Annotated in this window: 6 protein-coding genes; 4 read left to right on the forward strand and 2 right to left on the reverse strand. The window is 46.4% G+C overall.

Annotation, left to right across the window (positions count from 1 at the left end; genetic code table 11):
* Nucleotides 1-21 precede the first annotated feature (21 nt).
* The gene (locus tag DXB18_RS14360) at nucleotides 22-1806 is read left to right on the forward strand and encodes a cell wall-binding protein (protein WP_182430601.1); all 1785 of its coding nucleotides are present in this window, start codon (nucleotides 22-24) and stop codon (nucleotides 1804-1806) included.
* A gap of 167 nt (nucleotides 1807-1973) precedes the next feature.
* On the opposite strand, the gene DXB18_RS14365 is transcribed toward DXB18_RS14360, so the two are convergent.
* A complete protein-coding gene (locus DXB18_RS14365) occupies nucleotides 1974-3725 on the reverse strand; it encodes a hypothetical protein (RefSeq protein WP_118708569.1) in 1752 nt (583 codons plus the stop codon).
* A 398-nt stretch (nucleotides 3726-4123) separates the two neighbouring features.
* Between DXB18_RS14365 and DXB18_RS14370 the strand changes: the two genes are divergently transcribed.
* The 3 genes from DXB18_RS14370 to DXB18_RS14380 all read left to right on the forward strand — a co-directional run bounded on the left by DXB18_RS14370 (nucleotide 4124) and on the right by DXB18_RS14380 (nucleotide 8017).
* Nucleotides 4124-5899: a sugar phosphate nucleotidyltransferase gene (locus DXB18_RS14370; RefSeq protein ID WP_118708571.1), complete on the forward strand. Its 1776-nt coding sequence runs from the start codon at nucleotides 4124-4126 to the stop codon at nucleotides 5897-5899.
* A 110-nt stretch (nucleotides 5900-6009) separates the two neighbouring features.
* Complete coding sequence (locus tag DXB18_RS14375) at nucleotides 6010-7203, forward strand: cell wall-binding protein (protein WP_118708573.1); 1194 nt, start codon at nucleotides 6010-6012, stop codon at nucleotides 7201-7203.
* Between the two features lie 301 nt (nucleotides 7204-7504).
* A complete protein-coding gene (locus DXB18_RS14380) occupies nucleotides 7505-8017 on the forward strand; it encodes a hypothetical protein (protein ID WP_118708575.1) in 513 nt (170 codons plus the stop codon).
* Between the two features lie 168 nt (nucleotides 8018-8185).
* On the opposite strand, the gene leuA is transcribed toward DXB18_RS14380, so the two are convergent.
* Entirely contained in the window at nucleotides 8186-9859 is a 1674-nt protein-coding gene (leuA, locus tag DXB18_RS14385; RefSeq protein ID WP_118708581.1) for a 2-isopropylmalate synthase, read from the reverse strand.
* Between the last annotated feature and the right edge of the window lie 511 nt (nucleotides 9860-10370).

A 10370-nucleotide genomic window follows, 5' to 3' on the forward strand; every position in this document is an offset into this window, starting at 1 on the left:
AAAAAGGAGAGTGCATTCATTATGAGAAAGCAGACTAAATTAGTTGCAGTTGCATCTGCAGCAGCTCTGTTAGCTATGGGTGGTGCAATGACTTCTTTCGCAGCTCAGGGTTGGGTTGAGGAAGATGGTACCTGGTACTACTATGACAAAGATGGCAGCAGAGTAGAGAACGAGTGGAAAAAATCTGGAGACAACTGGTTCTGGCTTGACGGCGAGGACGGCGGTGCAATGGCTACCGACAAACTCGTTGAGGATGACGACGATACCTACTATGTAGATGGTAACGGTGCTATGGTAACCAACACCTGGGTTAAAGTTGTTAACGAGGATCAGGACGATGATGATCCGGCTGAGTATCATTACTACTACATGCAGAAGAGTGGTAAAGCTTACAAGGCTTCTGACAATTCTAGCAATACCAAATTCCGTGTAATCGATGGCAAAAAATATGCTTTCGATAACGACGGTGTTATGCTGTATGGTTGGGTAACCAACGATGGCGAATTGTCTACTGGTGATGATGGCTGGGAAAACGCTAAGTACTATTGCGGCAGCTGGGAAGATGGCGCAATGAAGACTGGCTGGCAGAAAGTTACCGTTTACGATGACAAAGACGGTAAGGATGATGACTATGATTACTGGTTCAACTTCAAGTCTAACGGTGAGAAGAGAGCAAGCAAAGAAAACTGGAAGTCCAATGGTAAATACTACAGCTTCGATAGCCGTGGTGTTATGATTTATCAGTGGGCAGAGGTTGCAAGTATTTCTACTGGTACCACTGCTTCTGCTACTAACTGGCGTTATTACAACAGCCCAGAGGATGGCGCTCGCCAGACTAAGGGTTGGTTCAAAGTAGTTGCTGCTGGTACTGACACTGACAACACTTTCAGAGAGAACCTTAGTGATAGCGAACTGTTTGCTAAGAAACTGGCAGATGACGAGAGCGAGAGATGGTTCTACGCTGGTGATAAGGGCGTTCTGTATGTAGGCGAGATTAAGAGCATTAAGGGCAAGTACTACGGCTTCTGGCCGGAGGATGGTCAGGGTAAAGCTGGTTCTATGTTAACTGGTCTTTGCATCCTTGATATGAACTCTGATGGAACCATCGCAGCAGTAGTTGATGATGATATCGATTCTGACGCTATGGATGATATCCTTGATGGTAACTACACCAATAGCAATGCTTCTTACAACCAGAGCAACTGGGGCTCCAATATCTGCCTGTACTACTTCGGTAACAATGCAGATACTGATGGCTCTATGAAGACTGGTAACGTAACTGTTAAACTTGATGGTGATTCTTACAACTTCTACTTCCAGAAGACTGGTACTGCTAAGAGCGGTAAGGGTCAGGGTGTAACTGGTATCGATGATAAGAAGTACATCTACATGAATGGTTGCAGAGTAAAAGCTGACAGCGATGATAAGTATCAGCTGGTTCGTGTAAATCCGAACAATGCTGGTAGCACCAACGTTAACGCTTCTGGTGTTAAGGTTGAGAAAGTTGACAAAGATGACGCTATCTTAGTTATGGATAAGAGCTACGAGAACAAGGATAACGAGAATGTTAACTACGCTCAGCTGAATGATGCTAACTTATACCTTGTTAATACTAGCGGTAATGTTCAGAAGAACAAGACTGCCCTGAAAGATGGTAACGACTGCTACTACTATCTGGATGGTTATACCCCGAAGGTATACACCGACAACAAGACTCTGAGATCTGCAAATACTGATTCCAAGAAGGGTGAAGTAATTACCGATTGGAAGGGTCTTGTAAAGAAAGGTACAACTGCTTCTAAATAATTAGAGTTCGTTTTCTTTCAATTCAATCTATAAGACTGGCGACCACATAGAAAAGTGTGGTCGCCTTTCTTTTGAAACACGCTTTTAAACATAAAAAGGAAGCCAACACAAGGCTCAAAGTCTTGCATTGACTTCCTTTATTTGTCTGATTACCAGAAAACTAAAATTTATTTAGTAGTCTTTGCATCAAAGTAGGTGTGCCATCCGTTGCTCTTTAACTCATCGTAATCAGCAACATTCTTGTCATCAGCGTAGAACTTGATGTTATCTTTGTACATGAACCAGTACATATCGTAACCATCCTTGGTACCGGACTTGGTGCCAGTCTGGATTCTACCACTGGTATTTACAAGGTACCAACCTTCTGCTGCAGTACCGAATCCAGCATAACCCTTCAGGTTATCCTCATCGCTATCTTTCTTAGCAGCTAAGCTGAAGTCCTTAACACCACTGATAGTCTTGATGTCAGCATTGTCATAATCTACAACAGTTACAGCATTATCATTGATGTTACCAGAAGCATGTACTAAGATGTACTTCTCATCAGAATCAGCTTTAACCTTCTGACCATACTTGTAGATGTACTTGCCATCATCAACACCGTTTACGCCACGACCACGGCTGTCTGCGCTACCGGTCTTCTTGAAGTAGAACTGATAAGAATCACCATCCAGGTTGATGGAAACATTACCGGTCTTCATAGCACCATCGCTGTCCTGATCACCAGCATTGCCGAAGTAGTACAGATATACATTGGTATCTTTCTGAGCCTGAACGCCATAGGTGTCCATGAAGTCATCCAGATCATCAGAATCCATATCATCATTGATAACGCTAACGATCTTAGAACCATCCATCTCCAGTGCGCACAGACCAACTAACATACGACCACCCTTTTTGCCGTCATCCGGCCAGAAGCCATAGTATTTACCTTTGATCTTCTTGATCTCGCCGACTACAAGGCCTTCATCCTTGCTATCGGAATAGTACCATCTCTCAGACTCATCATCAGAATCCTTGGATGCGAAAGTGGTATCACTCTCATAGAAGCTGTTGTCCTCGGTAGGAGCTACAACCTTGAACCAACCCTTGGTTACACGAGCACCATCCTCTGGGCTGCTGAAGTATGCCCAGTTAGAAGCGGATGCAGAGTTGGAACCAGTTGCGGTTTCAGTCTCATACCACTGGTAAACCATTACACCACGAGTATCGAAGTGATAGTATTTACCGTTGCTCTTCCAGGTATCACTGGTATCTCCATGAGCACGTTTTTTACCATTGGATTTGAAGTTGAACCAGTAGTCGTAATCATCGTCCTTGCCATCCTCGTTATCATGAACGTTGATTTTCTGCCAGCCAGTCTTCATGGAACCATCTTCCCAGGAACCAAAGTAGTAGGTTACATCAGAACCAGACCACTCGTCCTCGCCGTTAGCCATGGTACCGGTCTCGGTTACCCAACCATACAGCATCTTACCATCCTCATCGAAAGCATATCTCTTACCGTCGATAACTTTCTTGCTTACGCTGCTGCCATCGCCTTTGTATGCTTTACCATTGGACTGCATGTAGTAGTAGTGATACTCAGCCGGATCATCATCATCATCCTGATCCTCGTTAACAACCTTAACCCAGGTATTGGTAACCATAACACCGTTGCCATCTACGTAGTAGGTGTTGTCATCATCCTCAACCAGTTTGTCGGTAGCCATTGCGCCACCTTCTTCGGAATCCAGCCAGAACCAGTTGTCTCCAGATTTCTTCCACTCGTCCTCTACTCTATTGCCATCTTTGTCGTAGTAGTACCAGGTACCATCTTCCTCAACCCAACCCTGAGCTGCGAAAGAAGTCATAGCACCACCGATAGCTAACAGAGCTGCTGCAGATGCAACTGCAACTAATTTAGTCTGCTTTCTCATAATGAATGCACTCTCCTTTTTACTTTTTTGAATTTGCTACGAAATTCCTAAATTGCATTACGAGACGATTATACTTCCTATAAGGCAAATTATCAATAGTTTTTTACATTTTTTCCACGTTTAAGAATAAATGCAATTCTATGTAACTGCTTCTGGAAGTTTCCATCTCTCCATCACAATGACAGTATAATATAGTTTTTTTTGAAATGCTATAACGAAACCCTAAGCGTTTTCTTACGAAAATCTTACGGAAGTTATAGTTTTTGCGAAATATGTATTAATATTAGTACAATTTTATTTGTGGGGTATACGGCTGTCTGGCTTTGTGCTATATTGTTCATATATTTCTATTTTAAATTATTTTTGAACAGTTTTTATGGATTATGGAGGATTTTTTCATGGATCGGATCGGTTTAATCTGCCGTTATATAAAGGAAGATCCGCGCTCTACGCAGCGGGATCTGGCACAAAAAACAGGATTTTCTGTTGGTACGGTAAACACGTTAATTAAAGAGGCGATGCAGCAAAGGCTGATTGCCCAGGGCAAGAGCGTTGCCGGTACCTATGAGCTGACCGGCGCAGGGGATGCATTTCTGAAACAGTTCAGGGTAGACGGTGCGCTGATTATTGCCGCAGGATTTGGTTCCCGTTTTGTACCGCTGACGTTTGAGACCCCAAAAGGACTTCTGGAGGTATTTGGGGAACGAATGATTGAGCGGCAGATCAAACAGCTGCACGAAGTGGGGATTACGAACATTACCATTGCAGTTGGATATTTAAAGGAGAAGTTTGAATACCTGATCGATAAATACCAGGTGAAGCTGCTCTACAATCCGGAATACGCTGCCAAGAATACGCTGACCACGATCTACCGGGCGCGCCAGGTTCTTGCCGGAAAAAATATGTACATTCTCTCTTCCGACAACTGGCTGCGCGACAATATGTTCCACGCGTATGAGTGTGGTGCCTGGTATGCTTCTTCTTATATGGAAGGGAACACTTCGGAGTGGTGTCTTTCTTATAATAAGAAAGGACGCATCACCCACGTGGAAGTCGGCGGACACGATTCCTGGGTCATGTACGGACCGGTGTTCTTTTCCAAAACGTTTTCGGAACAGTTTTTGCCTCTGCTGGAACAGTACTACCAGACTCCGGGCACGGAAGAGTTTTACTGGGAGAATGTGCTGATCGAGCATCTGGATGAACTGGAGATGGACATCAACCGCCAGCCAGAAAATCAGATTTATGAGTTTGAAAACCTGGAGGAACTGCGTCAGTTTGATCCACGTTACCAGAATCATTCAGATAACACGGCACTGGAGCTTGTCTCCCGCGTATTTGAGGTGCCGGAATCGGAGATCCACGATATCCGCTGCCTGAAATCCGGCATGACGAATAAATCTTTCCTCTTTCAGCTGCAGGGACGGCATTATATCTGCCGCATTCCGGGACCTGGTACGGAACTGCTCATCAACCGTAAGGAAGAGGCGGATGTGTACCGCGCCATTCAGCCGCTGAAGATTTCGGAGCACATCATCTACATGAATGGTGAAACCGGATATAAAATTGCGGAATACTATGAAGGTGCCCGCAATTCCCGTGCCGACAGCTGGGAGGATGTGGCTGCGTGCATGAAGGTCTTGCATAAACTGCATGAATCGAAGCTGACCGTGGACCATGAATTCAATATCAGGGAGCGGATTGCTTTTTATGAGGGGCTTTGCGCGGCTCATGGCGGCACCTTGTTTGAGGATTACGCGGTGGTCCGCAGCCATATGAATGAATTGATGGACCAACTAGATGCACTGAACCGCCCGAAAGTGCTTTCCCATATCGACAGCGTGGCAGATAACTTTCTGTTTTTGCCGGACAGTTCCGTGCGGCTGATTGACTGGGAATATTCCGGTATGTGCGACCCGCTCATCGACATCAGCATGTGCGCCATCTACTCTTATTACGATGAGGACGCTGTAGAAAAGCTGATGGAGATCTACTTTGACCGGGAACCGGAGGCTGTGGAACGGAAAATCATCTACTCTTACATTGCGCTCGGCGGCTTTTTGTGGGCGCTGTGGGCGGTATACAAAGCATCGCTTGGGGAGGAATTTGGCGAGTATACGCTGATCATGTACCGGTACGCAAAGCAGTATTATAAAAAGGTTTGTTTATTGTAAGAAAAATGTTACCAGTTTCCATCATGCCTATGCTATAATCGATTTATCGGAGGATTGCCGCCGCGTGTTGCGCTGCGCAATCCTGTATTGTACGAAACAGGAGGAACGGTATGAAACATACAAAGAAATTAACCGCAGCCGCACTCGCCGGAATGCTCGGTGCCATGAGCCTGTTTTCCAGCGTAACTGCGTACGCCGCGACTGGCTGGCAGCAGAGCGGCAGTACCTATTACTATTATGATGCAAATGGGGAATTGCACAAGGGTTGGCTGAACACGGACAATGGCTACTACTATCTGAACTTATCTACCGGCAAGATGACCGTTGGCTGGCTGAAGATCAATAACAAATGGTACTACTTCCAGGGCAATGGTGTTATGGCGACCGGATGGGTGAAGGATAACGGCAAGTACTATTACATGCTGACCGACGGCACCATGCACACAGGCTGGGTCAGCATCGACAATAACTACTATTATCTATCCGACAGTGGCGCCATGGCGACCGGATGGGTGAACATGGACAATGGCTGGTATTACTTTGACCCGGATAACGGCACATGCACTGTGAACAGTGCCCGGGCGATCAAGGACAGCTGGTACATGTTTGGCAATGACGGAAAGATGCTTACTGGCTGGCAGCAGGTGGACGGCGCTTACTACTATTTCCACACCGACGGCAAAATGCTGATCGGATGGCTCAGTGACGGCACCAACGACTACTACATGGATCCGGCAAATGGACGCATGTCAACCGGATGGAAACAGATTGAGAATTCTTATTACTATTTTAATAACTCCGGTCACAAGCTCACCGGATGGATCCAGATTAACGGAACTTACTATTACTTAAATCCGTCAGATAAAGGTCGCATGGCAGCAAACACAACGTTAAAGATCGACGGAGTTTCCTATAGTTTTGCTGCGAACGGCGCATGTATGACGAGTAATGGGAATGCACTGAATGGAAGCAATCCTTCCAACAATACAACCCCGGGCAACAGTTCTTCCGGCAGCTCTGCTCCGGGCTCTGTTACAAACACAGCAACAGGCGGTGTTACACCAGGCAGCACCAATCCTACTGTCAGCAACGCTGCTTCCACACCGGGAAGTTCTTCTTCCAATAACAACAGCAACAATGAGTACGTTGCCTCGGGTCCGGCTACCGGCAAGAATGATCCGAGTTTTAACGGAAGCACGGTAAATTCATCCAGCAATAACACCTCTCCGGGTAGCAGCAACAGCAATTCCAGCTCTGGCAACTATGTTCTGCAGGTCGGACTGACAACCGGACCAAGACCGTAATTTTTTTGCGGGCGGGGAAAATGGAAACAGTATCATTTCCATTCTTCCCGCCCTTTACTTATCACTGTTTGCATAGACATCTAGGAAAGCTTCACGGATTGTGGGAAATCTGTGAAAAATTTTTACATTTTTCGAAAATCACTGTTCAAACGTAAGGCTTTCGTATATAATGTTATCTGTTTTCGGCACAAATGCCGGAGCGCGGATCAGAAAGAATCGTCCGTCAGAAAGCAATAGGGGAGCAGATTGCGATCAGCCTCTGTGTTGCCGACTGACAAGCAGAATACAGGAGGAAAGAACCATGATGAAATTTTGGAAAAAGGCATTTCTTGCAGCTGCAGGCTGCACCATTCTTTTATGCGGATGCACTAAGAGCAACATTGTACAGCCGGAAGAACAGACAGAAGGACCGGACTTTAATATCTATAACAACATTCAGTTGGATATGGATCAGTTTCACGATGAGGTGAACGAAACTTACCTAGACGAAAATGATTACCCAATGGCTGACACGATCGACTTCACGATTGATGAGGACAACGCCCTGGTGGATCTTACGATTGTAGTGAAAGATGGTACCAGCGGAGCAGACGCAGCAGCATATGCAAGTGAAGTCATTAAAGGAATCAACGATGAGGCAGCTGTTCAGGATTACAGCTATGGAGAATCCGGAGAGGATACGTTCGGCGGATTTTTCCAGGACCGCAAGATCAACTTAAAGATTTATGAGAAGAGCGCATATGAATCGAATGGGGATCCGATGTATGAAACGGAGATTCCAGAAGATACGTATATGACGTTTGATATTCAGTAGTTTTGCTACCATAAAATACGATATTATACTATTACAGATCGAACACGATCAATCAAAACAATGACAGAAAAAGGAATCTGCCATCAGCAATCGGCAAATTCCCCAGTCAAAAAGTGGCAATCGCATTCCGTTTCATGCGATTGCCACTTTTTCTATTTTTACATCATTTTAGGAAAAGAACAATCTGTTCACTGCACTAAAGATAGCGCGGATCGAGGATCTGGTGATGTTGGAGCTTACGCCGACACCGTAGGTCACTCTGCCGCTGTCCTTATCCATTAAGTGGATGTAGGATGCTGCCTCTGCATTAGAACCGGAGTTCAGTGCGTGCTCGTTGTAGTCCAGAACCTTGATCTGGATGCCAAGTGCTTCTTCCAGACCGCGCTGTACAGCATCGATCGGACCGTTGCCGACACCCTCGAAGGTCTTCTCCATGCCGTGGTCGGTATAGGTAACCTTGGCAAGCGTTGCAAACTCGCCATCGGAAGACTCGGTATCGGTGATCTGGCACTTGCGGAAGTGGATCGGCTCTTTCTTGTCTAAGTAATTCTTGCGGAACTCTTCCATGATCTGCTCCGGAGCAACCTCACCCTGCTGCTCGGAAATCTTCTGAATGACGTCTGCAAATTCTTTGTGCATGCCCTTCGGCAGTTTGAAACCGTAGAACGTATCCATAACGAAGGCCACACCGCCCTTTCCGGACTGGCTGTTGATACGAACGATTGGCTCGTACTGTCTGCCGATGTCGGACGGATCGATCGGAAGGTACGGAACCTCCCAGTACTGGCCGTTTCTCTCGTGCAGAGCCTGCAACCCTTTGTTGATGGCATCCTGATGGGAGCCGGAGAATGCGGTGAATACCAGCTTTCCTGCATACGGATGGCGCGGGTCGATGGTCATCTTGGTGCAGCGCTCGTATACTTCTGCGATCTCGCGGACATTCTCGATCTCCAGCTTCGGGTCGATGCCCTGGGAGAACATGTTGTAAGCAATGTTTAAGATATCGACATTACCAGTACGCTCGCCGTTTCCGAATAGGGTTCCCTCGACACGGTCTGCGCCTGCAAGCAGTGCCAGCTCCGTTGCTGCCACGCCGGTGCCGCGGTCGTTGTGCGGGTGAACGCTTAAGATTACGCTGTCGCGGTTCTTGAAGTGTTTATCCATCCACTCGATCTGGTCTGCGTATACGTTCGGAGTGTTCATCTCTACGGTAGACGGCAGGTTGAAGATGATCGGCTTCTCTGGTGTTGCCTCGCCCCAGGTATCCTGAACAGCGGTGCAGACCTCCAGTGCGTAATCCAGCTCAGTGCCGGTGAAGCTCTCCGGAGAGTACTCTAACATCAAGTCACCATCGTAGTCTTTTGCGTATTTCTTGACTAACTCGGTTCCCTCGATTGCGATCTGCTTGATCTCTTCCTTATTTTTGTGGAAGACAACGTCACGCTGTAAGGTAGAAGTAGAGTTGTAGATATGAACGACCACTTTCTTGATGCCCTGGATGGCCTCAAAGGTTCTCTTGATGAGGTGCTCACGGCACTGTACCAGAACCTGCACGCGGACATCGTCCGGGATGAGCTTGCGCTCTACCAACTGTCTTAAGAAGTCATACTCGATCTGGGATGCTGCCGGGAAACCGATCTCGATTTCCTTAAGGCCCAGCTTTACTAACATGTTGAAGAACTCGATCTTCTCTTCTACTACCATCGGCTCTACCAGTGCCTGGTTGCCGTCACGTAAGTCTACGCTGCACCAGATCGGTGCTTTCTCGATTTCCTTGTTTGGCCACTCGCGCTCCGGGTAGTGGATGACCGGGTTTCTTTTGTATTTCTTGATATTTAACATCATGCTTTTCCTCCAATTTGTTCGTTGTCCGTGGCAGTCTCTGCTTTAGGTTTGCGCTGCCATTGTTTTTACAGGTTGCTTCTCGTATTCATGTCCTCGCTCAGCCCATAACGGGCAGTCGCTCAATCACGCCGTAGAAGCGGACAATGAACAATATTGATCCTACTGATTCAGCCCCATCTTTCATCATTCCTTTTTTGAAAATTTGATACGTTAAGGTGTATTTTATCACAAATAACAAGGGGTGGCAAGTGCCGGAAAACACTTACCTCCCCTTATATAAATATTACGCTTTGGATGTGTCATTTTTTCTCTGCAAATATCAAAATTTCTTTCGCAGATTTCTCTTTCGCGCCAAGTGCATTCTCCCACTTTTCTGCCTGAACATAACGCTTATGTGAACTACATCGGCAATTGAATTACCGAGCATCTGATTACAAAGCATAGCTCCATAGTTTCAGGGGTGCGTCCATGACACCCTTACTGCTACCCAGGTGGGTTACACAGCTAC

The organism is Clostridium sp. OM02-18AC (genome assembly GCF_003481825.1).
In the GTDB taxonomy this organism is placed as follows: Bacteria; Bacillota; Clostridia; order Lachnospirales; family Lachnospiraceae; genus Brotaphodocola.